This is a genomic window from Brotonthovivens ammoniilytica (assembly GCF_025566885.1).
Classification (GTDB): Bacteria; Bacillota; Clostridia; order Lachnospirales; family Lachnospiraceae; genus Brotonthovivens; species Brotonthovivens ammoniilytica.
Map to the genome: position 1 here is coordinate 353,260 of NZ_JAOQJQ010000003.1, position 25,553 is coordinate 378,812.

General features: G+C 44.2%; 20 protein-coding genes. All 20 read left to right on the forward strand.

Annotated features, from left to right (window positions below):
* Positions 1-8: 8 nt before the first annotated feature.
* The 20 genes from OCV88_RS09625 to OCV88_RS09720 all read left to right on the forward strand — a co-directional run bounded on the left by OCV88_RS09625 (position 9) and on the right by OCV88_RS09720 (position 25,552).
* On the forward strand, positions 9-395 hold the full coding sequence (locus tag OCV88_RS09625) for a TIGR04086 family membrane protein (protein ID WP_262591116.1): 387 nt from the start codon (positions 9-11) through the stop codon (positions 393-395).
* Positions 396-656: 261 nt separating this feature from the next.
* Positions 657-800, forward strand: a complete 144-nt coding sequence (gene scfA / locus OCV88_RS09630) for a six-cysteine ranthipeptide SCIFF (protein ID WP_158425294.1) — start codon at positions 657-659, stop codon at positions 798-800.
* A gap of 103 nt (positions 801-903) precedes the next feature.
* Positions 904-2,256 (forward strand): thioether cross-link-forming SCIFF peptide maturase, encoded by a 1,353-nt coding sequence (scfB, locus tag OCV88_RS09635; protein ID WP_158425295.1) that lies wholly within the window; start codon positions 904-906, stop codon positions 2,254-2,256.
* A gap of 23 nt (positions 2,257-2,279) precedes the next feature.
* The gene (gene secD, locus OCV88_RS09640; RefSeq protein WP_158425296.1) at positions 2,280-4,484 is read left to right on the forward strand and encodes a protein translocase subunit SecD; all 2,205 of its coding nucleotides are present in this window, start codon (positions 2,280-2,282) and stop codon (positions 4,482-4,484) included.
* Between the two features lie 216 nt (positions 4,485-4,700).
* Positions 4,701-5,402, forward strand: a complete 702-nt coding sequence (locus tag OCV88_RS09645; RefSeq protein ID WP_158425297.1) for an ABC transporter ATP-binding protein — start codon at positions 4,701-4,703, stop codon at positions 5,400-5,402.
* 5 nt (positions 5,403-5,407) lie between these two features.
* Entirely contained in the window at positions 5,408-8,926 is a 3,519-nt protein-coding gene (locus OCV88_RS09650; RefSeq protein WP_158425298.1) for an FtsX-like permease family protein, read from the forward strand.
* On the forward strand, positions 8,919-9,221 hold the full coding sequence (locus tag OCV88_RS09655) for a DUF1294 domain-containing protein (protein WP_317258616.1): 303 nt from the start codon (positions 8,919-8,921) through the stop codon (positions 9,219-9,221). Before OCV88_RS09650 ends, OCV88_RS09655 begins: the two co-directional genes overlap by 8 nt.
* 152 nt (positions 9,222-9,373) lie before the next feature.
* Positions 9,374-10,618, forward strand: coding sequence for a serine hydroxymethyltransferase (glyA, locus tag OCV88_RS09660; RefSeq protein WP_158425299.1), 1,245 nt, complete (start codon positions 9,374-9,376; stop codon positions 10,616-10,618).
* Positions 10,619-10,667: 49 nt separating this feature from the next.
* The gene (gene serS, locus OCV88_RS09665) at positions 10,668-11,945 is read left to right on the forward strand and encodes a serine--tRNA ligase (protein WP_158425300.1); all 1,278 of its coding nucleotides are present in this window, start codon (positions 10,668-10,670) and stop codon (positions 11,943-11,945) included.
* A gap of 368 nt (positions 11,946-12,313) precedes the next feature.
* Positions 12,314-12,955 carry a chloramphenicol acetyltransferase gene (locus tag OCV88_RS09670; protein ID WP_158425302.1) on the forward strand — a complete coding sequence of 214 codons (642 nt, stop codon included), beginning with the start codon at positions 12,314-12,316 and terminating at the stop codon, positions 12,953-12,955.
* A gap of 17 nt (positions 12,956-12,972) precedes the next feature.
* On the forward strand, positions 12,973-13,347 hold the full coding sequence (locus tag OCV88_RS09675; protein ID WP_158425303.1) for a hypothetical protein: 375 nt from the start codon (positions 12,973-12,975) through the stop codon (positions 13,345-13,347).
* Positions 13,335-14,150, forward strand: coding sequence for a HipA domain-containing protein (locus tag OCV88_RS09680; RefSeq protein ID WP_158425304.1), 816 nt, complete (start codon positions 13,335-13,337; stop codon positions 14,148-14,150). Before OCV88_RS09675 ends, OCV88_RS09680 begins: the two co-directional genes overlap by 13 nt.
* 15 nt (positions 14,151-14,165) lie before the next feature.
* Positions 14,166-16,349 (forward strand): DNA topoisomerase III, encoded by a 2,184-nt coding sequence (locus OCV88_RS09685; RefSeq protein WP_158425305.1) that lies wholly within the window; start codon positions 14,166-14,168, stop codon positions 16,347-16,349.
* A gap of 253 nt (positions 16,350-16,602) precedes the next feature.
* Entirely contained in the window at positions 16,603-17,679 is a 1,077-nt protein-coding gene (locus OCV88_RS09690; RefSeq protein WP_158425306.1) for a carbamoyl phosphate synthase small subunit, read from the forward strand.
* Complete coding sequence (carB, locus tag OCV88_RS09695; protein WP_158425307.1) at positions 17,672-20,875, forward strand: carbamoyl-phosphate synthase large subunit; 3,204 nt, start codon at positions 17,672-17,674, stop codon at positions 20,873-20,875. Before OCV88_RS09690 ends, carB begins: the two co-directional genes overlap by 8 nt.
* A gap of 30 nt (positions 20,876-20,905) precedes the next feature.
* The gene (locus OCV88_RS09700) at positions 20,906-21,799 is read left to right on the forward strand and encodes a LysR family transcriptional regulator (RefSeq protein WP_158425308.1); all 894 of its coding nucleotides are present in this window, start codon (positions 20,906-20,908) and stop codon (positions 21,797-21,799) included.
* Positions 21,800-21,905: 106 nt separating this feature from the next.
* Positions 21,906-23,429: a hypothetical protein gene (locus OCV88_RS09705; protein ID WP_158425309.1), complete on the forward strand. Its 1,524-nt coding sequence runs from the start codon at positions 21,906-21,908 to the stop codon at positions 23,427-23,429.
* The gene (locus OCV88_RS09710; RefSeq protein WP_158425310.1) at positions 23,426-23,863 is read left to right on the forward strand and encodes a hypothetical protein; all 438 of its coding nucleotides are present in this window, start codon (positions 23,426-23,428) and stop codon (positions 23,861-23,863) included. Before OCV88_RS09705 ends, OCV88_RS09710 begins: the two co-directional genes overlap by 4 nt.
* A gap of 5 nt (positions 23,864-23,868) precedes the next feature.
* Positions 23,869-25,167, forward strand: a complete 1,299-nt coding sequence (locus OCV88_RS09715) for an aminotransferase class V-fold PLP-dependent enzyme (RefSeq protein ID WP_158425311.1) — start codon at positions 23,869-23,871, stop codon at positions 25,165-25,167.
* Positions 25,136-25,552: a SufE family protein gene (locus OCV88_RS09720; RefSeq protein ID WP_262591122.1), complete on the forward strand. Its 417-nt coding sequence runs from the start codon at positions 25,136-25,138 to the stop codon at positions 25,550-25,552. The genes OCV88_RS09715 and OCV88_RS09720 overlap by 32 nt, the downstream gene beginning before the upstream one ends.
* The last annotated feature ends 1 nt before the right edge of the window (position 25,553 follow it).

A 25,553-nucleotide genomic window follows, 5' to 3' on the forward strand; every position in this document is an offset into this window, starting at 1 on the left:
GAATGATTATGGAAAAAACGATCAGACAGGAAGGGAAAGGTTTAAAAATTTTAAGCACGCTGTTATTGATGTACGTAATCACAGGAGTAATGCTGCTGGTGCTTGCTCTGCTTTTGTACAAGTTCCAGCTGAATGAAAAATTTGTATCAGCGGGTATTATTGCTGTATACATAATAACAGGGCTTATCGGAGGGCTTGTAATCGGAAAAAGAATGGGAAGACATAAGTTTTTATGGGGATTGTTTTCCGGGACCGTATATTTTCTGATTTTATTTGCCGGTTCTGCTGCCATGAATCATGGAGTGCCCGAAAATCTAGTAAGAATGGCTACTGTATGGGTGATGTGTGCCTGTGCCGGAATGCTGGGAGGAATGATCAGCAAAGGGGAACGTTAAGTTCAGGGTTTTTACTCTATAGGAAAGACTGTGTTGTGATAAAGCTGAAAAGTGCCGATTCCTATAGAGCAAAAAACGCTCCGCTGATGATCGCACTGCGGTGGAATGGAGTCATGCCGCAAAAGCGACCCGCCGCAGGCGGAGAATGTGCTTTGCACATTCTTTTTATGCAGAATCAATTTCAGAAAAATACTTTCTTTATAAAAAAAATTGTGTTATACTTCCAATAACTTATTTATGTATGAAAGGAGCTTTTGAATTATGAAGCATGTTAAAACATTAAATACAAAAAGATTACAGAAAACAGTAAAAAAAGGCGGATGCGGTGAATGTCAGACATCCTGTCAGTCAGCATGCAAGACTTCCTGTACAGTAGGAAATCAAAGCTGTGAGAGCCAGAAATAGCAGTGCAGAAGTAATTACATAAAACAAACAAAAGGGCCGTATGAGTGCATACGGTCTTTGTGCGTTTGGCAGAAACAATTTGAGAAAGTGAGGAACGAAAGTTTTGATTCACCAGTATAAAAACAATGGGTTTAACATTGTTTTGGATGTTAACAGCGGAGCCATTCATGTTGTGGATGATACTACCTATGACGTAATTGCTCTGTATGAAAAACATGATAAGGAAGGCATTGTCTGTAAGTTAAAGGACCGGTATCCTGAAAGGCTGATTGAAGAATGCTATGAGGAAGTAAAAGAACTGGCAGATTCACAGCAGTTGTTTACGGAAGATGAGTATGAAAATTATATCATGGATTTCAAAAAACGGCCCACGGTAGTAAAGGCACTGTGCCTGCATATTGCTCATGACTGTAATCTGGCCTGCCGGTACTGTTTTGCGGAGGAAGGCGAGTATCATGGCCGCAGAGATCTTATGAGTTTTGAAGTGGGAAAAGCCGCTTTGGACTTTTTGATTGCCAATTCCGGGAGCCGCCGGAACCTGGAAGTAGACTTCTTTGGCGGAGAGCCGCTGATGAATTTTCAGGTAGTCAAAGATCTGGTTGCCTATGGGCGGGAGCAGGAAAAAATTCATGATAAAAATTTCCGGTTTACCCTGACTACAAACGGAGTGTTGTTAAACGATGACGTTATGGAGTTTGCCAACCGTGAGATGGCCAATGTGGTTTTAAGTATTGACGGGCGTAAATCAGTACATGACTATATGCGTCCGTTTCGAAATGGTAAAGGAAGCTATGATCTGATTGTGCCTAAATTCCAGAAATTTGCAGAGAGCAGAAATCAGGACAGATATTATGTGAGAGGAACCTTTACCCATCACAACCTGGACTTTGCCGATGATGTGCTGCATTTGGCAGATCTGGGATTTCAGCAGATTTCTGTGGAGCCGGTAGTTGCCCCTGCCGATATGGATTATGCGATCCGGGAGGAAGACCTTGAAACTTTATTTCATGAGTATGATAAACTGGCCGCCGAAATGGTGCAGCGCAAAAAAGAAGGAAAAGATTTTAATTTCTTTCATTTTATGATTGATCTGGAAGGGGGGCCCTGTGTGGCCAAGCGGTTATCTGGCTGCGGTTCGGGGACAGAGTATCTGGCGGTTACTCCCTGGGGAGATCTTTATCCGTGTCATCAGTTTGTTGGAAATGAAGAATTTAAAATGGGAACGGTTTTTGAGGGAGTTAGAAATACCGAACTTAGAGACGAGTTTAAGTGCTGCAATGTCTATGCAAAAGAAAAATGCAGAAACTGTTTCGCAAAATTTTACTGCAGCGGAGGCTGCGCGGCCAATTCTTATAATTTCCATGGAAGTATTAATGACGCATATGATATCGGCTGCGAACTGCAGAAAAAACGGATAGAATGCGCGATTATGATAAAAGCCGCTATGGCGGAGTAGTTACATAGAAAGGATCAAATAATATGAAGAAAAAGAAATCAGTCATAGTATTTGTCGTATTCCTTGCAATTGTGGCAGCGCTTGGCTATTATTCCTTTGGCATTGTTAAAGGAACCATGGCAAAAGACAGCGATGCAGGAGTGAAGCTGGGCCTTGATTTGTCCGGCGGCGTCAGCATTACCTATCAGGTAGTGGGAGATGAGAAACCTTCAGCAGAGGATATGAAAGATACTGTGTACAAGCTGCAGAAACGTGTGGAGGGATACAGTACAGAGGCAGAGGCCTATCAGGTTGGAGATAACCGGATTGCTGTGGAGATTCCGGGGGTTACAGATGCCAATGATATTTTAGAAGAGCTTGGACAGCCTGGCTCACTGGAATTTCAGACCAGCGACGGTGAGGCTTTTATGACCGGTGATATGATTGCAGATGCTCAGGCCGGAACTTATCAGGATCAGACAACCGGAGCCAAAGAGTACATTGTTTCACTGAAACTGACGGATGAAGGGAAAAAGGTATTTGGCGATGTTACCAGTGCCAACATCGGCAAGACCCTGCCAATTGTATTTGACGGGGAGACTATCAGCAATCCTACTGTTCAGAGCGCTATTACAGACGGTGAAGCTCAGATTACCGGTATGGCAAATTATGAGGAGGCTGAAAATCTGGCATCCACCATTCGGATTGGTTCTCTGTCACTGGAGCTTGAGGAGCTGCAGTCAGAGGTGGTTGGTGCAAAGCTTGGTTCGGAAGCCATTTCCACAAGTATTAAAGCAGCAGCAATTGGTCTGATTGTTGTCATGATTTTTATGATTGTGTTTTATCTGATTCCGGGGCTTGCAGCAGCAATTGCGCTGTTGATCTATACAGGAATCATTCTGGCAATTCTGCATTTATATGACATTACGCTGACACTGCCTGGTATAGCAGGTATTATACTATCTATTGGTATGGCTGTGGATGCAAACGTCATTATTTTTGCCAGAGTAAAGGAAGAGATTGCCGCTGGAAAAAGTGTTTCACAGTCCGTACAGACGGGGTTCCGCAAGGCGATGTCCGCAATTTTAGACGGAAATATTACAACACTGATTGCGGCGGCGGTGCTGGGACTTAGAGGCTCTGGAACAGTAAAAGGATTTGCCAGCACATTGGCTATCGGTATTATATTCTCCATGTTTACAGCATTGTTTATTACCCGCTGGATTTTAAAAGCGCTGTATGGCATGGGATTTCAGGATAAGAAATTCTATGGTGAGAAAAAAGACCGGAAACCCATCAATTTTCTTGGCAAACGCGGTTTGTTCTTTGTGATTTCCATTGCGGTAATTGTGATTGGATTTGCAGGCATGGGATACCATAAATCAGCAGATGGCAATATCTTAAACTATAGTCTTGAGTTTGTGGGAGGTACTTCCACTACCGTTACATTTAATGAAGATTATTCCATTGAAGAAATTGACGAAAAGATTGTTCCTGTTGTGGAAGATATTACAAAAGACGCGAATATTCAGACACAGAAGGTTCAGGACAGCAATGCTGTGATTATCAAGACAAGAGATCTGTCTTTAGATGAGAGGGAAGACTTTAATAAGGCGATGTCTGAAAACTTCGGGGTAGATGAAAAAGAGATTACATCTGCTAATGTCAGCTCAACAGTCAGTGATGAGATGAAGACAGATGCCCTATGGGCGGTGGGCATTGCCACTGTATGTATGCTGATTTATATCTGGTTCCGCTTTAAAGATCTCAGATTTGCCGGCAGTGCGGTTATTGCCCTGCTTCATGATGTGCTGATTGTATTTGCCTTTTATGTGCTGTCACGGACATCCGTGGGAAATACTTTCATTGCCTGCATGTTGACCATAGTAGGTTATTCAGTAAATGCTACCATTGTTATCTTTGACCGTATTCGTGAGCATCTTAAGGTGAAAGCGGCCAGAACAAAGGGCGAGCTGAAAGAGATAGTAAATGCAAGTATTACGCAGACATTATCTAGGAGTATCAATACGTCACTGACAACATTTATTATGGTATTTGTGCTCTTTATTTTCGGAGTTTCATCTATCCGCGAATTTGCCACACCGCTGATGGTGGGTATTGTCTGCGGCGCATATGCTTCGGTATGTATTACCGGCGCTTTATGGTATGTCTTTAAGACAAGATTTGGGAAGAACAGACTGCCGGATGAGATTGTGCCGGAGAGCGGAAAGAAAAAGAAGAAAAAATAAAAAGTATGTAAAAGAAACAATACAGTATGAAAGAATAAGGTTCTGTGTGAGAAATTGCACAGAGCCTTATTTGTTGTCAGGCAGGAGCCTGTTTCATGTTGTGAAATTGCTAGATATTTTTCAACACTCCTCCTGCAACTGTTGATTGATGGTCCGGTTCTGAGTACAGTATACTATTACCAGACAACAGGTTGTCCTGTTATGGAGGATAGATATATGGCGTATATAGAGTTTGATCATGTAATAAAAGAGTATCGGACAGGGGAGACATCCATTAAAGCTCTGGATGATGCTTCTTTTACTGTAGAAAAAGGAGAGCTGGCAGTGATTCTCGGCTCTTCGGGGGCTGGAAAGACGACGGCTTTGAATATTTTAGGCGGGATGGATACTGCTACTTCAGGGCGGGTGCTGGTAGACGGGTGTAATATCGCTGAATACAGCACAAAGCAGCTGATCGGATACCGGCGGACCGATATCGGGTTTGTTTTTCAGTTTTATAATCTGGTTCCCAATCTGACGGCTCTTGAAAATGTGGAGCTGGCCTCACAGATCTGTGGGGATTCTCTGGATGCAGTAGAGACATTAAAAAAAGTAGGGCTTACCGAAAGAATGGATAACTTTCCGGCACAGCTTTCCGGAGGAGAGCAGCAGCGCGTCTCCATTGCACGGGCCATTGCCAAGAATCCAAAGATACTGCTCTGTGATGAACCTACGGGAGCCCTGGATGATACCACCGGAAAACAGATTCTGCAGCTGCTGCAGGATACCTGCAGAAAAGAAAAAATAACAGTCCTTATTATTACTCATAATTCGGCGCTGGCGCCTATGGCGGACCGGCTGATTCGTTTTAAAAGCGGAAAAATTGTAGAAATAACCTGCAATGAGCATCCGGTGCCCATTGCGGAGATTGAGTGGTGATTCCTATGAAGAAGGCATATAGGAAAGATATCTGGCGTACTGTAAAAAATGAAAAAAAGAGATTTCTTTCGATTCTGCTGATTACTATGCTGGGCGTCACTACCCTGACCGGTGTGACGGCGGCCTGTGCGGATCTTCGTTATTCTGCTGACCGGTTTTATGATACTCAGAATCTATATGACATCAGTGTGGTTTCCACACTGGGTCTGACAGAGGATGATGTAGATGTACTTTCCCGGATGGATGGGGTAAAAGCGGCGGAAGGCTCCTACAGTGAAACGGTAGATACACAGACGGATGGCCTGCACAGAAGTGCTGAAGTTAAAGTGCTAAGCAGTCAGGGGATGAATGAACCATATGTGCTGGAGGGAAGACTTCCGGTGAAAAAGGATGAGATTGCGGTTACGGAGAATTACATCAGTGAAACCGGTAAGTCAGTGGGGGATACGGTGGAATTTTCGCAGCGGGAAGTGGAGGATGCCCAAGCAGAGCCGGTATTTGAACATCTTTCATATACAATTACTGGTGTTGTCATTGATGCTGCCAATGTAAACAGTGCGGAAGGTTCAGCGTCTTTTCGGGCGTCTTCATCTGCAGATTATACTTTTTTTGTTCCCGCAGGCGCTGTCAGCAGTGAAGTTTATACAGCCGTTTATCTAACACTGTCTGATACAAAGGATTACCAGTGCTATTCGGAACAGTATCAGAATCGGGTGGATGAGGTTGTCCAAAAGATTGAAACAGAAATTAAATCTCAAAGAGAACAGGCAAGGTATGATTCTGTAACAGGCGAAGCAAATGCAAAAGCAGATGATGCCCAGCAGGAAATGGATGATGAATTTAGTAAGGCAGAAAAAGAGATCAAAGAGGCCTGGAATGAAATATCAGATGGACGCCAGGCGCTGACCCATGGTCAGGAGCAGCTTCTTTTACAGGAGGAGCAGGCAAAGGAAGCGTTTGCAAAAGCGCGCCGGAAACTGGAGGATGGACTGGCTGAAATCAGAGAAAATGAGACAAAGCTGGAACAGTCAGAAGCAGAGTTAAAGCAGGGAGAGAGCCAGTTAAAATCAGCAGAGCTAGAGCTGGAAACGGAACAGAAATCCGCTGCAGAGCAGTTTGAACAGGCTGCCGGGGAGCTTCTTTTGCAGGCCGAGCAGACAAAGCAGGCATACAATACGCTGTCTGAACAGGCCGGCCAGGCTGCCGGAATGCTGGGGCCGCTGTGGCCAAAAAAGGAATGGCAGGCGTATTTGACGGCAGTAAAAACGGGAGACGGAGAGAAAGAAAAGGAACAGTTTTTAGAAAGCCTGCAGTCCAAGACAGACCTTATGGTATATCAGCTTGAGGAACAGATAGCAGGCTTAAACCCAGAGGCTTCCGATTATCAGGAACAGTTAGAGGCTTTCAATGCGAAGAAGCAGGAGCTGGAAAAACTGCCCACGTCTATGGATGCATTGGTCTTGGGAATAGGACAGCTTCAGATGGTCTCACGACAGATTGAGGACGGCCAGAAACAGCTGGAAAAACAGCAGGAAGCGGCAGATGCACAGTTTTTTGAGGCATGGGAAACCATAAAGGAACAAAAAGCAGAGCTTGCGGATGGAAAAGCGGCGCTTAAGGAAGGCCGCCGGCAGCTTGAAGAGGGGAAGCGGCAGCTAAAAGACGGGGAAGATGAGCTTAAGATTCAGGAAGAAAAGGCGGAAGATCAGATAGCAGATGGGAAAAAGCAGCTGGAAGATAGTGAAAAGGAGCTAAAAGACGGCGAGGCAGAGTTAAAGGAGCAGGAAGCAGAGTTTTATGATAAGAAGCAGGAGGCGGAGACAGAAATTGCTGAGGCACGCAGAGAGATTGCGGATATTGATATGGCTCAGTGGTATGTGCAGGACCGCAGTTCCTTAAGCGGCTACAGCAATATTCAAAGCGACTCCGGTTCCATAGAGGCCCTTGGAACTGCATTTCCGGTAGTGTTTTTAATTGTAGCGGTATTGATCGGGCTGACAACCATTACCCGTATGGTGGAGGAAGAAAGAGGGCTTATCGGCACATATAAAGCTCTTGGATTTTCCAGTGGTGAAATCCGCCGGAAATATATTGTTTATGCGGTGGCAGCCTGTCTGCTAGGAGGCATTATCGGAGATCTGTGCGGATTTATTCTGCTGCCGAAGATCATTTTTATTATATTTGATACCATGTATCTGCTGCCGGAGTATTTCCTTCGGTTTCATCTGTTTTACGGCCTTGGAGGTCTGCTGCTGTTTTTGCTTGGAATAGCGGGAGCAGCGGTTTATGCCTGCCGGATGGAGTTAAAACAGATGCCTGCGGTGTTAATGAGACCAAAGGCGCCTCACGCAGGTTCTAAAGTATTCTTGGAGAGAATGCCGTTTTTGTGGAAGCGTTTTTCCTTTTTAAATAAAGTAACGGCGCGGAATCTGTTTCGGTATAAGAAACGTCTTGTTATGACAGTTTCCGGAATTATGGGCTGTACTGCGCTGGTGATCTGCGGGTTTACTATTAAAGATACCGTATCAGATCTTTTGCCAAAGCAGTATGAGCAGATTTATCAGTACGATCTTTTAGCCGCCGCTGCGGCGGATGATAATGAAAAACTGCTGTCCTATCTGGATTCAGAGGGAGAGGTGGAAGATTATATAAATGTGCTGACGGATTCCGTAAAAGTGAAAAATCAGCAGGGGAAAGAAGAAAAGCTCCAGCTGATTGCAGTGCCAAAGGGAGAATCTCTGGATACGTATATCAGGCTGGAAAGTCTGGCAGGTGAAAAGCTAAAGCTCAAAGACGGGGAGATTTATATTACCCAGAATGCATCCAGAGTACTTGACTTTGACCGTTCAGATACGGTTTATATTCAGACTTCCGGGCTGGAACAGGCAGGCGTGCAGGTGACCCAGATTGTTCAGAATTATCTGGGAAATACAGTTTATATGACCCAGAAGACCTATGAGGATCTGTTTGATGAATATAAACCGAACGGAGTTTTAGCGCATTTTTCAGAGGCATGTAAGGATCAGACAGCTTATACTGAGAATTTAAGCCGGTTAGACGGGATTGTATCAGCAGTCAGCACTGAGGAGATGAAAACGGATTTTTCCGCAGCATTTTATCTTGTGAATATGGTAGTTTATGTGATTTTGATTCTTGCGGCAGGACTGGCATTTGTAGTATTGTTTACGCTGTCCACAACAAATATTTCGGAGCGGATCCGGGAGCTTGCCACGATAAAAGTACTTGGTTTTTATGACAGAGAAGTGCATTCTTATGTAAACAAAGAGACATTAATACTGACGGCTATGGGAATTTGTCTTGGGCTGCCCCTGGGGCATGTACTTGGCAATGTCCTTGCAGGGGTGCTGAATATGCCGTCTATTCAGTTTGCAGCATCTATACATCCTGTCAGTTATGTAATTGCAGCAGTGGTTTCTTTTTGCTTTGCGCTGATTGTAGATCTTGTTACAAACCGGATTCTGGACCGAATTAATATGGTGGAGGCATTAAAGAGTATTGAATAACACAGAATGGTTTTATTTTGGAAGGGACAGTTTTATAATGGCAGCGGGAATCTATCTGCTGGCAGTTAATTTTGCAGGTTTTATTCTGATGGGAGCAGATAAACGCCGGGCCAGGCACGGCAGATGGAGAATTTCGGAAAAAACTTTTTTTATTGTCAGCCTGCTGTTTGGCAGTCTGGGAACCTGGGCGGGGATGTATGCATTCCGGCATAAAACAAAACATCTGAAATTTGTTATTGGCATTCCGGTTATACTGGTCCTTCAGATCTTGCTGCTTTCCTGGATTATGTGCTGAGGCAGCAGCGCAAAAGGAGAAACTGAATTGCGAATGTCTGCTTTACATTGGCTTTCAGATTGCTTATAATGAGACAGAATAGGCAAAAATAAGTAAAAATATGCGAGGCTGCCATGCAGCCGCCTGCATGAGAATAAACGGAGGAAATAACAATGTATTCACTTGAAGAAGTTAAAGCAGTGGATGTGGATGTGTACAATGCCATCCAGGATGAGATGGACAGACAGAACAGCCATATTGAATTAATTGCTTCTGAAAACTGGGTAAGTCCTGCAGTAATGGCTGCTATGGGCAGTATTATGACAAATAAATATGCGGAAGGGTATCCAGGAAAAAGATATTACGGAGGCTGCGGCTGTGTGGATGTAGTAGAGGAGCTTGCCATAGAGCGTGCGAAAAAGCTGTATGGAGCAGAGTATGTCAATGTGCAGCCACATTCCGGCGCTCAGGCAAATATGGCGGTACAGTTTTCACTGCTGAAGCCCGGAGATACCGTTATGGGTATGAATCTGGATCACGGCGGACATCTGACACACGGAAGTCCTGTGAATTTTTCAGGTGTTTATTTTAATATTGTTCCTTACGGCGTCAATGATGAAGGATTTCTTGATTACGAAGAAGTTATGAAAACTGCCATGGAATGCAGGCCAAAAATGATTATTGCTGGGGCAAGCGCATATGCAAGAACCATTGATTTTAAAAAGTTTCGTGAGATAGCCGATGCATGCGGTGCATATCTGATGGTAGATATGGCTCACATTGCGGGACTGGTTGCAGCGGGGCTGCATCCAAATCCAATGCCTTATGCGGATGTTGTGACTACTACAACACATAAGACTCTGCGGGGCCCAAGAGGCGGCATGATTCTTGCTTCCAAAGAATCTATGGAAAAGAATAATTTTAATTTCAATAAAGCTGTTTTTCCGGGGATTCAGGGAGGTCCTCTGATGCATGTTATTGCCGCAAAGGCAGTATGCTTTAAGGAGGCGTTAGACGACAGTTTTAAAGTTTATCAGCAGAATATTCTTGATAATGCCCAGGCTCTGGCAAAAGGACTGATGGACAGAGGAATTAAGATTGTTTCCGGGGGAACGGACAATCATTTGATGCTTGTAGATCTGACAACTTTTGACCTCACCGGAAAAGCAGTGGAAAAGCTGCTGGATGAAGCACATATTACTGCTAATAAAAATACAATTCCGAATGATCCAAAATCTCCGTTTGTAACAAGTGGTCTTCGTCTTGGGACACCTGCGGTAACATCCCGGGGATTAAATACGGAGGATATGGATACTGTGGCAGAGGCCATTGCCCTGGTAATTAAAGAGGGTGAAGCCGGTGTAGAAAAAGCCCAGGCTCTTGTAAAAAGTCTGACAGACAAGTATCCGTTAAAATAAGCAGGAAGGAAAAGAGCTCTGTGAAGGGAAGACAGAGTGGGAAAATATTATGATAGATATTAGATTTTTAAGAGAAAATCCCGAAATTGTAAAACAGAACATTAAAAATAAATTTCAGGACAGAAAACTGCCTCTGGTGGATGAAGTCATTGAACTGGATGAAAAAGCCCGCGCCGTACAGCAGGAAGCTGATAATCTGCGTGCCAACAGAAATAAGATCTCCAAACAGATCGGAGCTTTGATGGCTCAGGGAAAGAAAGAAGAAGCTATGGCCTTAAAGGAGCAGGTTGCTAAGGATGCCAAAAAGCTGGAAGAGCTGGAGGAGCAGGAAGCACAGCTGCAGGAAAAAATCAGACAGGATATGATGGCAATTCCAAATATCATTGACCCTTCTGTTCCAATCGGAAAAGACGACAGTGAAAATGTGGAGGTGCAAAAGTACGGGGAGCCCGTGGTTCCTGATTTTGAGATTCCGTATCATACGGAAATCATGGAAAAATTTGATGGAATTGACCTGGATGCGGCAAGAAAGGTTGCAGGAAATGGTTTCTATTATCTCCAAGGAGATATCGCAAGACTGCATTCTGCAATGACGGCCTATGCCAGAGATTTTATGATTGACCGGGGATTTACCTACTGTATCCCGCCGTTTATGATTCGAAGCAACGTGGTAACCGGTGTTATGAGCTTTGAAGAGATGGATGCCATGATGTATAAGATTGAAGGCGAGGATCTGTACCTTATCGGTACTTCTGAGCATTCCATGATCGGTAAGTTTATAGATACAATTATAGAAGAAGAAGCTCTGCCCAAAACCCTTACAAGCTATTCTCCATGTTTCAGAAAGGAAAAAGGTGCTCACGGAATTGAGGAGAGAGGTGTATACCGGATTCATCAGTTTGAAAAACAGGAGATGATCGTTGTATGTAAGCCTGAGGAATCACCCATGTGGTTTGATAAGCTGTGGCAGAATACAGTAGATTTGTTCCGCTCTCTGGATATTCCGGTACGTACGCTGGAATGCTGTTCCGGAGATCTGGCAGACCTGAAAGTAAAATCAATTGATGTGGAAGCATGGTCGCCCCGCCAGAAAAAATATTTTGAAGTGGGAAGCTGTTCCAATCTTGGAGATGCTCAGGCAAGACGTCTGAAAATCCGTGTTAAAGGAAAAGGCGGGAAATATTTTGCACATACACTGAACAATACCGTTGTAGCTCCTCCAAGAATGCTGATTGCCTTTTTGGAAAACAACCTGAATGAAGACGGTACTGTGAATATCCCGGAAGCGCTTCAGCCGTATATGGGCGGAAAAACAAAAATTCAGTAGTACAGTAAGAAAAAGAAAAAACACGCCGGAATGCAGGGCATTTGGGCGTGTTTTTTTACTCCATAGGAAATACTGTGTTGTGATAAAGCTGAAAAGTACCGATTCCTATAGAGCAAAAAAACGCTCCGCTGAGGATCGCACTGCGGCGGAATGGAATCATGTCGCAAAAGCGACCCGCCGCAGGCGGAGAATGTGCTTTGCACATTCTTTTATACCAAATGCAAGATATTCGTTATATATTAAATCCCCTGCCAATCAGATTTTTGTTATAATAGACAATAATACAAAAATAAAACTGGAAGGGCAGGCTGATCAGATTTACCGGTTGTCAGGATAGTCAGAAGAAGCAGAAAGAAGGAGGGTACAGGATGTTTCGATTAATAGATATGGAACATTGGGAGCGGAGAGAGCATTATCAGTATTATGATGAAAAATTAAAATGTGTGTACAGTATTACGGCTGATCTGGATGTGACTGCATTACAAAAGAAGGTGAAAGAAAAACATCTGAAGTTCTATCCCGCTTTTGTGTACTGCGCGGCAAGAGCTGTAAATGCAGCCAGAGAATTCCGGATGGGTACGGATGCAGAAGGCAATCCGGGATTCTGGGATGTGATGCATCCTAGTTACACGATTTTTCATGAAGATGATCATACCTTTTCTGATTTGTGGACCTTTTATGACGAATCCTTTTCTGCTTTTTATCAGTCAATGACAGCGGATATGGCTTTGTATGGAAAGAAAAAAGGGGTTAAGGTAAAAGCAGGGCAGCCACAGAATTTTTTCTGCATTTCCTGTGTCCCGTGGCTGAATTATTCCGGTTATCATACAGCCTGCGTAGATTCGCGGCCGAATTTATTTCCCATTCTGACCTTTGGCCGGTATCAGGAAGAGGGCGGGCGTATGAAAATGCCTTTTACGGTAACGATTGCCCACGCAGCGGCTGACGGCTATCATACATCAAAGTTTATACAGGATCTGCAAAAGATCATTGATGAGGCAGTTTTCTGACAGAGAGGAAATGATATATGGAAAATAGAACAGAGCATAATCCGGATATTACAATGCAGATTCAGTTTATGCATGATGAACAGCTGTGTACGATTATAAATATAGATTTCAAACATAAACAAATATATATTGAGAATCAAACAGACAGGGTTTTATGGAAGGCATTTGGAGTTGTAGAGAAGCCTGACTGGGAACAGTTTGAATATTTTTTAGAAAGCCGTTGTTTTCCAAGAACCCGGGCCAATGCAAAAGAGATGCTAAAGGAGCTTGGCATAGATTCCTATGATCCGCTTCAGATTATAGAAAAAACAAAAGGGCGCATGGCGGAAGATCATCATTGGTTAAAAATTCTTTATAAAAAAGATTTTGGAGGCGCAGAATGGAAAAAGTGACAGTCACATCGAATCCTCAGATGGCGGTGTTGGGAGGCTCTTCTAAAGGAGACCAGATGAAGTGGCAGCAGGATGGAATCTGGTATAAAGCTGATCATATGGGATATGAAGCGCTGGCAGAAGTTATAGTTTCAAGGATGTTGGAAAGATCTAATGCAGATCTGTATGTAACATATGATCCTGTAGAAATAATTTTTAAGAATGAGAGATTTTTAGGATGCAAAAGTAAAAGCTTTCTTCAGAAAAATGAAGAACTGGTGACCATGGAACATTTGCATCGTCAGTATACAGGAGAAAGTCTCGCACAAAAGCTGGCCGGTTTTGCCCTGGTGGAAGAAAGGATACAATATGTTGTATCTCTGGTTGAAGAGATCTGCCATATTAATAATTTTGGCAGTTACTTAGCAGAAGAATTGACAATAGATGGATTTTTCCTGAATGAAGACAGGCACACAAATAATATGGCAGTAATATATGACAGCAAGCAGGATTGCTATCGTTTATGTCCATATTTTGATAATGGCCTTTCTCTGCTGGCGGATACAAGGATGGATTTTTCCATTGATATACCAATCGAAAGATGTATGGAAAAAATACAGGCCAAGCCATTTAGTATAGATTTTGATAAACAACTGGATGCAGCCGAAGAGCTGTATGGGACAAAATTAGAGTTTTATTATGATTTAAAATTTGCAAGACAGGAATTAGACAAATTTTCTGGTTATTATGACCAGCGTATTTTAGATCGGGTTTTTGAATTATTGCGTATGCAAAAAAGGAAATATCAATATTTATTTAAGTAAAAGTGAGGATAAAAAGTGGGAAAAGTTTTAGTAATTGCGGAGAAACCGTCAGTGGGCCGCGATGTTGCAAGAGTTTTAAAGTGTTTAAAGAAGCTGGAGGGAGCCTTAGAGGGTGACCGATATATTGTAACCTGGGGGCTTGGCCATCTGGTTACCCTGGCGGATCCGGAGCATTATGATAAAAAATATAAAGACTGGAAGATGGAAGATCTGCCCATGATGCCAAAGCAGCTGGATACAGAGGTGATCCGCCAGACTGCAAAACAGTACCGGGCGGTGAAGAGCCAGCTTCACAGAAAAGATGTGTCAGGAATCGTAATTGCCACAGATGCCGGCCGGGAGGGAGAGCTGGTAGCACGCTGGATCTTAAAGGCGGCAGGCAGCCACAAGCCCTGCAGACGTCTGTGGATTTCTTCTGTGACAGATAAAGCGATCCGGCAGGGATTTGACAGGCTGAAAGATGCCAGGGAGTATGATAATCTGTACCATGCGGCTGTCTGCCGGGCGGAGGCTGACTGGCTGGTGGGGTTAAACGCCACCCGGGCGCTGACCTGTAAGCACAATGCCCAGCTGTCCTGCGGAAGAGTACAGACTCCCACACTGGCAATGATCGCCAAACGGGAAGAGGAGATCAGAAAGTTTATACCAAAGTCCTATTACGGCCTGTCTGTGCTGGCAGAGGGAATCAGCTTTACCTGGAGAGATGAAAAGAGCGGAAGCTACCGGACCTTTCAAAAGGAACGGGTTCTGGAGATTGAGAAAAAAATCAGCGGAAAGAAACTAAAGCTTGTAAAGACAGATGCCAAAAAGAAAAAGAAACCGGCGCCTCTGTTATATGATCTTACTGAGCTGCAGCGGGAGGCGAATCGGAAATTCGGATTTTCCGCAAAAGAAACTTTGAATATTATGCAGCGGCTGTATGAAAATCATAAGGTGTTAACTTATCCAAGAACAGATTCCCGTTATCTGACGTCGGATGTAGTGGGAACTATAAAAGAACGGCTTCAGGCTGTTAATTCCGGCGCTTACCGGGCGTTTGTGGCTCCGCTGTTAAAGCAGGAGATAAAAAAGAGCGCATCTTTTGTAAATGACAGTAAAGTCAGCGACCATCATGCTATTATTCCCACGGAGCAGGCGCCCTCCTATCTGCATATGAGCAACGAAGAAAAGAAAATTTACGATCTGGTTGTCCGCAGATTTTTAGCTGTGCTGTACCCGCCTTATGAGTATGAGGAGACGACGCTGGAAGGAGAAATTGCAGGAGAAAGCTTTTGGGCCAGAGGAAACAGGACGCTTTTCGCCGGATGGAAAAGCGTTTATGAAAATCCTTCTGAGGATGATGAGGAAGAGGAATTAAAAAAACAGGATCTGCCTGCCGTTACAAAGGGGCAGGAACTGCTGGTTTCCAATATCCGCCGGACAGAAGGCAAGACAAAGCCTCCTGCCAGATTTAATGAGGCGACACTTTTATCCGCCATGGAAAATCCGGTGAAATATATGGAGAGCGGAGATAAACAGATGGCAAAGACACTAGGCGAGACCGGCGGTCTTGGAACTGTTGCCACCAGAGCGGATATTATTGAAAAACTGTTTTCCGGTTTTCTCCTTGAGAAAAAAGGCGAAGAAATATATACCACAGCTAAAGCAAGACAGCTGCTTGAACTGGTTCCGGAGGATTTAAGAAAGCCGGAGCTGACAGCCCAGTGGGAGATGAAGCTTTCTGATATTGCAGCCGGAAGGCTGTCTGATCGGAAGTTTATGAATGATATCAGAACTTATACGGTGGAACTGGTAGATGAAATCAAAAAAGGCCAGGGGACTTTCCGGCATGATAATCTGACAAATAAAATCTGCCCAGACTGTGGAAAACGTCTGCTGGCCGTGAATGGAAAAAACAGCCGTCTGCTTGTGTGTCAGGACAGAAACTGCGGATACCGGCAGACTGTCTCTAAAGTCACTAATGCCCGCTGTCCTCAGTGCCACAAAAAAATGGAGATGGTTGGAAGCGGGGAGGCCTCAACCTTTGTCTGCGCCTGCGGATACAAGGAGCGCTTAAGCAAATTCCAGGAGCGCCGGAAAAAAGAAGGAGCCGGAGTTTCTAAACGGGATGTGCAGAACTATTTGAAAAAGCAGCAGAAAGAAGCAAAAGAGCCGGTAAATAATGCCTTTGCAGAAGCTTTTAAAAATATAAAACTTTAAGGCGGAAGGAAGAATTCGCCAGGCCGCAGAAGAATAAAAGGCCCGGACGGATAAAAAGACAGTTTTAGTGTAGTGATATAATCGTTATTAAAATGCAGAAAAAATTGAGTCAGGTTATTGAAAAAGAAAAAAAAGTGTGATAAACTCTATTCAATTTGGGCATCTGTAATCCGGGTGCCCAGGAAAAAAAGAGATCACTCTTTTTTTTTGCTCATTAACAGGTAGATTCACAGAAAGGGCAAGGAGAGAAAAGATGAAAGCATTTCTTATTCTGGAAGATGGCACAGTTTTTACGGGAACTAGTATCGGCTCCGCAAAAGAAGTCATCAGTGAGATTGTATTTAACACGTCTATGACAGGTTATTTAGAAGTATTAACCGATCCGTCCTATGCGGGACAGGCGGTTGTTATGACTTATCCTTTAATTGGAAATTATGGAATTACTCCGGATATGGAATCAGAAAAACCATGGCCCGACGGATATATTGTGCGGGAGTTATCAAGGCTTCCAAGCAACTTCAGATGCCAGGGAACCATTCAGGATTTTCTGTTAAAATACGATATTCCCGGAATCGCCGGTATAGATACCAGAGCTCTTACAAAGATTTTAAGAGAAAAAGGTACCATGAACGGCATGATAACCACCAATGAAGCTTTTAATGTAAGTGAAATTATTCCGAAACTGAAAGTTTACAGTACTGGTAAAGTGGTAGAAAAAGTTACCTGCAGCAAAAAAACAGTAACAGGAAAGGGCAGTTACAAAGTAGCTCTGATGGATTTTGGGGCAAAGAAAAACATTGCAGAGTCTTTAGTAAAAAGAGGATGTGAGGTGACTATTTATCCGGCTCACACTCCTGCAGATGAAATTCTGGCTGATCAGCCTGACGGCATCATGCTGTCAAACGGACCCGGGGACCCGAAAGAGTGCCGGGGTATTGTCGAAGAATTAAAGAAATTATACGCATCCGATATACCGATTTTTGCAATTTGTCTTGGTCATCAGCTGATGGCGTTAGCAAACGGAGCAGATACCCACAAATTAAAATACGGGCATCGCGGGGGAAACCATCCGGTGAAAGATCTTGCAGATAATCGTGTCTATATCTCATCACAAAATCATGGTTATGTAGTAGATACTGAAAACTTAGATCCTTCTGTAGCTGTGCCGGCATTTGTTAATGTCAACGACGGTACAAATGAAGGCTTAAAATATACAGGAAAAAATATTTTTACGGTGCAGTTTCACCCGGAGGCTTGTCCGGGCCCCCAGGACAGCAGTTACCTGTTTGACAGATTTATTGAAATGATGGGAGGAAACAAAAATGCCTAAAAATCCGGATATAAAAAAAGTACTGGTTATCGGCTCGGGGCCAATTGTCATCGGGCAGGCGGCTGAATTTGACTATGCGGGGACCCAGGCATGCCGGTCTCTGAAAGAGGAAGGTATTGAAGTCTGCCTGGTTAATTCTAATCCGGCAACGATTATGACGGATAAAGAGATTGCAGATCAGGTTTACATAGAGCCTTTAACTGTGGATGTTTTAAAACAAATTATTTTAAAAGAAAAGCCGGACAGCGTTCTGCCTACTCTGGGAGGACAGGCCGGTCTGAATCTGGGAATGGAGCTGGCAGAATCTGGTTTCCTGGCAGAACAGGGTGTCAGACTTATCGGAACTACAGCGGAAACCATTAGAAAAGCAGAAGACCGTCAGGAATTTAAAGATACTATGGGAAAAATCGGCGAGCCATGTGCGGCCTCCCTGGTTGTAAAAAATGTAGAAGACGGAATCCGTTTTACTAATACCATCGGTTATCCTGTTGTACTGCGTCCGGCTTATACGCTGGGTGGAAGCGGCGGCGGAATTGCCCATAATGAAACAGAGCTTGTGGAAATTCTTTCCAACGGCCTTCGCTTAAGCCGTGTGGGAGAGGTTTTGGTGGAGCGCTGTATTGCAGGATGGAAGGAAATTGAGTACGAAGTAATGCGGGACGCCAACGGCAACTGTATTACTGTCTGCAATATGGAAAATCTGGATCCGGTAGGGGTTCACACCGGCGACAGTATTGTTGTAGCTCCCTCTCAGACATTAAGCGATAAAGAATACCAGATGCTCCGTACCTCAGCGCTGAATATTATCAGCGAGCTGAAAATCACCGGAGGCTGTAATGTGCAGTATGCTCTGCATCCGGACAGCTTTGAATATTGTGTCATTGAGGTAAATCCACGTGTCAGCCGTTCTTCTGCTCTGGCCTCCAAAGCAACAGGGTATCCCATTGCAAAAGTGGCCGCAAAGATTGCCCTGGGGTATACACTGGACGAAATCAAAAATGCCATTACCGGAAAGACTTACGCAAGCTTTGAGCCTATGCTTGATTACTGCGTTGTAAAAATTCCAAGACTTCCTTTTGATAAATTTATTACAGCAAAGCGGACGCTGACTACACAGATGAAAGCCACCGGAGAGGTTATGAGCATCTGTACCAACTTTGAAGGGGCTTTGATGAAAGCCATTCGTTCTCTGGAACAGCATGTGGACAGTCTGGTGACAGACGAATATCTGCATTTGTCTTATGATGAGCTGATAGAACGGATGAGACTGGTAGATGACAGACGGATCTGGGTCATCGCCGAAGCCTGCCGCCGGGGCGTTTCCTATGAAACTATCCATGATATTACAAAGGTAGATATCTGGTTTATTGATAAGATTGCCATTCTGGTGGAGATGGAGAGCCGTTTAAGAAGCGAAGCTCTTACCGTTGAACTTTTAAGAGAAGCAAAGCGCATTGAATTTCCGGACAATGTCATTGCAAAGCTTACTGGAAAGCCGGAAGAATATATCAAACAGATGCGGTATGAAAATAAAATTACAGCAGCATTTAAAATGGTAGATACCTGTGCGGCGGAATTTGCAGCTTCCACTCCATACTATTATTCCTGTTTTGACGGAGAAAATGAAGCTTGGGAGACACACCCGAAAAAGAAGGTGCTGGTTCTTGGGTCCGGCCCTATCCGCATCGGTCAGGGGGTAGAGTTTGATTTCTGTTCGGTACACTGTACCTGGGCTTTTGCAAGACAAGGGTATGAGACTGTTATTATTAACAATAATCCGGAGACGGTATCCACAGACTTTGATGTGGCAGATAAACTGTATTTTGAGCCGCTGACACCGGAAGATGTGGAAAATATTGTAAACATTGAAAAACCGGACGGAGCGGTGGTGCAGTTCGGCGGCCAGACAGCTATCAAACTGACAGAGAGCCTTATGAAAATGGGTGTTCCTATTCTTGGAACGAAAGCGGAAGATGTAGATGCCGCAGAGGACAGAGAGCTCTTTGATAAGATTCTGGAAGAAACCAGGATTCCGCGGGCGGCAGGAGATACCGTATATACGGCGGCAGAAGCAAAAGATGCCGCAAACAGGATTGGATACCCGGTGCTGGTGCGTCCTTCCTATGTGCTGGGCGGTCAGGGAATGCAGATTGCATTTAATGATGAAGAGATCGAAGAGTTTATGGCGGTGATCAACCGGTATGCCCAGGATCATCCGATTCTGGTTGACAAGTACCTGATGGGCAAAGAGATTGAAGTAGATGCAGTCTGCGACGGTACCGATATTCTGATTCCGGGGATTATGGAGCATATTGAGAGAACCGGCGTGCATTCCGGGGACAGTATCTCTGTTTATCCGGCACCAAGCATCAGTGAGAATGTAAAAGACACCATTGTGGAATATACAAAACGTCTGGCAAAAGCGCTTCATGTGGTGGGAATGATCAATATTCAGTTTATTGCCATGGGTGAAGAGGTATATGTTATCGAGGTAAATCCAAGATCCTCAAGAACCGTTCCGTATATCAGCAAGGTAACAGGTATTCCGATTGTAGATCTGGCTGCAAGAGTGATCATCGGCGAGACCATAAGGGGGATGGGATATGAGCCCGGGCTTGCGCCGGAAGCTGATTATATAGCAATTAAAATGCCGGTATTCTCCTTTGAAAAGCTCCGGGGGGCGGAGATCAGCCTTGGACCGGAGATGAAATCCACCGGAGAATGCCTTGGCATTGCAAAAAATTTCAATGAAGCATTATATAAGGCATTTTTAGGTGCAGGCATCCAGCTGCCAAAATATAAACAGATGATTATGACAGTAAAAGATGCAGATAAAGAAGAGGCAGTAGGTGTTGCCAGACGGTTTGAAGCTCTTGGATATAAGATCTATGCCACAAGAAGTACGGCCAGATATCTTCAGGAGCATGGAGTAAAAGCGTTGCGGGTGAATAAAATTTCCCAGGAATCACCGAATGTTATGGATCTGATTCTGGGGCATAAAATTGACCTTGTGATTGATACTCCAACTCAGGGCCGGGATAAGTCAAGGGACGGATTTTTGATCCGGAGAAATGCTATTGAGACCGGCGTGCACTGTCTGACATCCATGGATACAGCAAATGCACTGGCGTTAAGTCTTGAGACAGCCAGTGATGAGCTTACCATGGTGGATATTGCGAAAGTGAAAAATATATAAAATTATCAGGGAAGGAGGCAGACGTAAAAAATGACAACGCAACAGATGGATATTTTTCTGCGTCTGTCTGAAAGCCTGAATTTCAGGAAAGTTGCAGAAGAACTGTACACAACGCAGCCTACCATCAGCAGGCAGCTGCGGCTGATGGAAGAGGAATGGGGATTTCCGTTGTTTGTAAGAAATAATAAAGAAGTACGGCTGACGCCGGAAGGGGTGATTATGACAGAGTATGTCAAAAAATCTTTAAACCTGCTGGCGGAAGGGCATCAGAAAGTTAAGATGCAAAAGGACGGTATATCCGGAAAGATCAGAATTGGAATACCGGAGTCTATGGATTCTGGGGGAACGGTTATGACGGCTATCTCTGATTTTAGCGAGCGGTATGCGGATGTGGAAATTAATCTGAAAAAATGCAGTTTTTCAGAGCTGAGGGAGAGACTTTCCGGCGATGAGCTGGATTTAGTCTTCACTCTGGAATTTGATCTGAAAAATTACCGGGGGATTGTATGTGATATTCTGGATACTGCTGTTTCCGGTTTTATCGCAGCAAAAAATTATCCTGTTACAAAATACCATGAGATTACCGGGAAGGCGTTTTCCGGAGAAACTTTTATTTTGCCGGCTGAAACTGACTCTCCGGGAAGAAAAGAAGATTTGTATATGATTTTTGACAGGCTTGGGATTAGCGGGGAACATATTATTTATGCGCCAAGCACAGAGGCAGTTATGATTAAAGTGAGGGCCGGACAGGGAATTGCCTGTTCTGACACAAGCGCCGCTGCCGTACATGACACGGAATCCTTCCGTTTTTATCCTTTTCCGGAGGACTTAAGGAATGTATCTATTCTTTATGTCTGGAAGAAAAGTAATCTGAATCCGGTACTGGCTCTTTTATCGAATTTTTTAATTGAATACAGTCTTTAAGGACCTGAATATAATTTGCGTATCGTTTGATATAAAATTGCAATTATACAGGTCCTTTTTTCATTGTTATAATTAAATTATCAATGATTACGAGGAGGATTTAGCAATGTATAATGTAAACAAATGTGTGGATGTGCAATTAAATGTACAGCTTGTGTATGTAGCCCTGATTCATGAATATCCATATGAAGGGCCCTGCAGATTCGGCCCCTGGGAGACTCTTACTACAGAGTTTGACGAACTTAATCAGGCCGAGATTTTTAAAATGTGGTCTTCGGGATATGGGGGAGCCATCGCCTCAGAGCCGGGTATTCATCTGCTGGAACCGTTGTATATCCGGATGTCCGATGAATTTTTTATTACGGATGAAGAGGAACAGAAAATGGCGGACCGGATTCCTCAGGCGGATATTTTCATCTTTACCGGAATGAGAGGCGAAGGAATTGCCAGAGATTTTGCTATGCGTTATCATGTTCCGGTAGCCTGTGAAGGGATGTTTGGTTCTACCGTATTAAATAGTGTACTGACAAACAGGGGATTTGAAAGCTATGCGGTTTTAGATATACCGGATGCTGTGCGGCTGCTTCGGGCACTGCGGACAAGAAAGGCTTTGAGGACGGTAAAAGTGCTGGCTGTTAACCGCAATAATTCACAGACCTCTATGGGAGCGCAGGATGCTTTTTTAAGCAATGATGAGGCTATGAAGCGTTTGGGCGTGCGTTTTCAATATTTCAGCTTCCATGAGTTTATGGATATGATGCATGTGAATGAGCATGGAAAAAACCCTTCACTTCCGGGGAGAAATGTTTATAATCTCACTGAGGCGGATGCAGAAGAAGCCGGGCGCTGGGCAGATGAGCTGATTGCAGATTCTGTTGAGACGGATATGAATCGGGATTATGTTGTCAATTCTGTAAAAGCAGCTGTTCTGATACAGAAACTGTGCGGACATTTCGGCTGTAATGCGTTTACAGCAGTATGTCCGGATGGCTGTGCAACACGCAGAATGAATGAGGAGCAGTTTACCTTCTGTTTCAGTCATTCTCTGTTAAATGAAAAAGGAATCCCTTCCGGCTGTGAATATGATCTTTTAGCTACCCTTTCTATTGCTGCTTTGGCAGCCCTTACAGGAAAAGCTCCCTATCAGGGGAATACCCAGCCTATGGTATGGTATGGAAAACGGGTAGAAGGAGAGTATACCGGTGTTGGTTATATTGAGGATATGGAACGTACTCAGAATATATATTACAGCGGTCATGCCACACCAAATCGTCTGATGCATGGATTTGATAAAGAAAAAAGCGCATATGCCCTGCGGTCATTTACAAACAGCGGCTGGGGTGCCACTATGCGGATTGATTTTAATCAAAATAAAGGGGAAACGATTACGCTGATGCGTTTTAATCCTCAGTGTAATAAAATTCTGGCTGCAAAGGGGACCTGCATTGGGGGATTTGGATACCATGCAACCGGCTGCAGCGAGGGAATCTATTTTGAGGTAGAGGATAAGTACGATTATTTCCACAAACAGGCGGAATTTGGTCTTCATATGCCTCTGGTTTTTGGGGATCATATAGACGATATTAAAATGCTGGGAAAAGTTCTTGGAATGGAAGTTGTGATTGTTTGATCAGAAAAAATATAAAGATGCGTATTCTGGAAGGACGGAATGCGGCAGAGTGGTATGCAGAGGAAATTCTCAGTACGCCGGATATTGATGTAACACAGTTTCGAAGCAGTTTTTTAAACTATCTGTGTTCTAAATTTCTGTTAAAGCCCTCTGAGATCACTACAGATAATTTTTATGAAATCTGTCAGATATCGGTAAAAAAAGCGGTCAAAATGCCCTCTGGAGCACTGGATGCAGCGGAAACTGCATCCAAATGCGGCGGGGCCACCACTGCTATGAATAAAAAAGTGCTGTTTATCATGGCAGTGAAGCGTGAATTTGGAATTAATATTTCGCCCGGGGAGAGCGCCTCTTTGGAAACCTTTACAGCGTTATGCGATTGTGTATATAATAAAATAAAAAAGAAAAACGCAGGCGGGAAGGAAGAGGACTAGGGAGTATGGAAGGGAGACTTAAGACACGGGATACGGGTTTTTGCGCCGAAAAGCTGCGGAGTGAATTTGCTATTCTGCAGCAGACATATCAGGAACAGCCACTGATTTACCTGGATAATGCAGCCACCATGCAGATGCCGGATGCCGTAAAAAGACGGATTGTTCAACATTATGAGCGGGATAATGGAAATGTCCACCGGGGGATACATGTTCTGAGCACAAGAACTACGGAGGCCTATGAAAATGCAAGAACCCTGATAGCAGAGCAGCTTGGTGCCAAAAACAGGGAACAGCTGATTTTTACTGCCGGGACTACAGATGCAATTAATCAGGTATGCAGTATGACAGCGCCTTTCCTGATGCCCGGAGACGAGATTATGGTTACTCAGATGGAGCATCACTCAAATTTTCTTCCCTGGATGCAGCTTGCAAAACAAAGTCAGGCAAAGCTTGTGGTCATTCCGGTACTGGAAGATGGAAAACTGGATTTGGAGCAGTTTTACAGGAAAATGTCCCACAGAACTAAAATTGCGGCTTTTACCCAGCTGTCCAATGTAACCGGCGTGAAAAATCCTGTTGAGAAAATGTCTTCTTATATCAGAAACCATACGGATGCGCTTATTTTAGTGGACGGTGCACAGGGCATTGTACATATGGGCTATGGAATGCCTGATTGTGATTTTTACTGCTTTTCCGGTCATAAGCTTGGGGCGCTGACCGGAATCGGCGTGCTCTGTATGAGTGAACGGGCACAAAAAATCTGCAGACCGGCAAGGTTTGGCGGCGGAACGGTCTATCAGGTATCTGAGACGGAGATGCTGCTAAAAGACGGTGCAGAACGGTTTGAAGCCGGAACACCTAATTACGCCGGAGCTGTCAGCCTGGCAGAAGCCTGTATGTTCTGGAAGCAATATCCGGGCAGGGCAGTAAGAGAACATGAGACAAGGCTGTTAACGGTATTAGAACAGGAGCTTTGTAACATACCTTCTGTGCGGATTCTTGCAAAAGGTCAGGAGAAGACAGGATGTCTTTCTTTTGTATCTTCTGTGGCAGGCGCCTATGACCTGTGTACTCATTTTAACCGGTACGGACTGGCGGTGCGCAGCGGACACCACTGTGCGCAGCCGTATCTGAATGCCCTTGGAATACAGAGTGCCGTCCGCGTTTCTGTGGCGCCTTACAATACAATGGCGGAGATACAAAGGGCTGCAGAGATTATACGGGAAACAATTACATATTTTGAAAGGATTTTAGAAAATGGACCCCATGAGCATGGCAGAGGTAGAAGACGATATAAAAAATGATATTGCGGAATTAAAGGAAGAGATCAGCCAGTATACATTTCTGGTGGAATGCGGCGCAGACCTGCCGGAGTATCCTGACAGATACAGAAAAAATAAGTATCTGATACCGGAATGCCAGGTGCGTACCTGGGTGTATGCAGAATGGAAAAACAGCAGACTGTATATCCGGGCTGACAGTGAGTCCCTGCCGGTAAGAGGGGCATTGTCCTTTCTTCTTGAAATTTATCAGGACAGAAGTGTACAGGAAATTGCGGAATATTCCTGCACACTTCTGCAGTTTGAGCCCTTTACAAAGCATTATACAAAGGAGCAGTTAGATGGCCTAAAAAAGGTGCTGGGACAGTTTAAAAGTTTCCGGGCCGAAAATCAGGGGTCGTCCCGGTAAA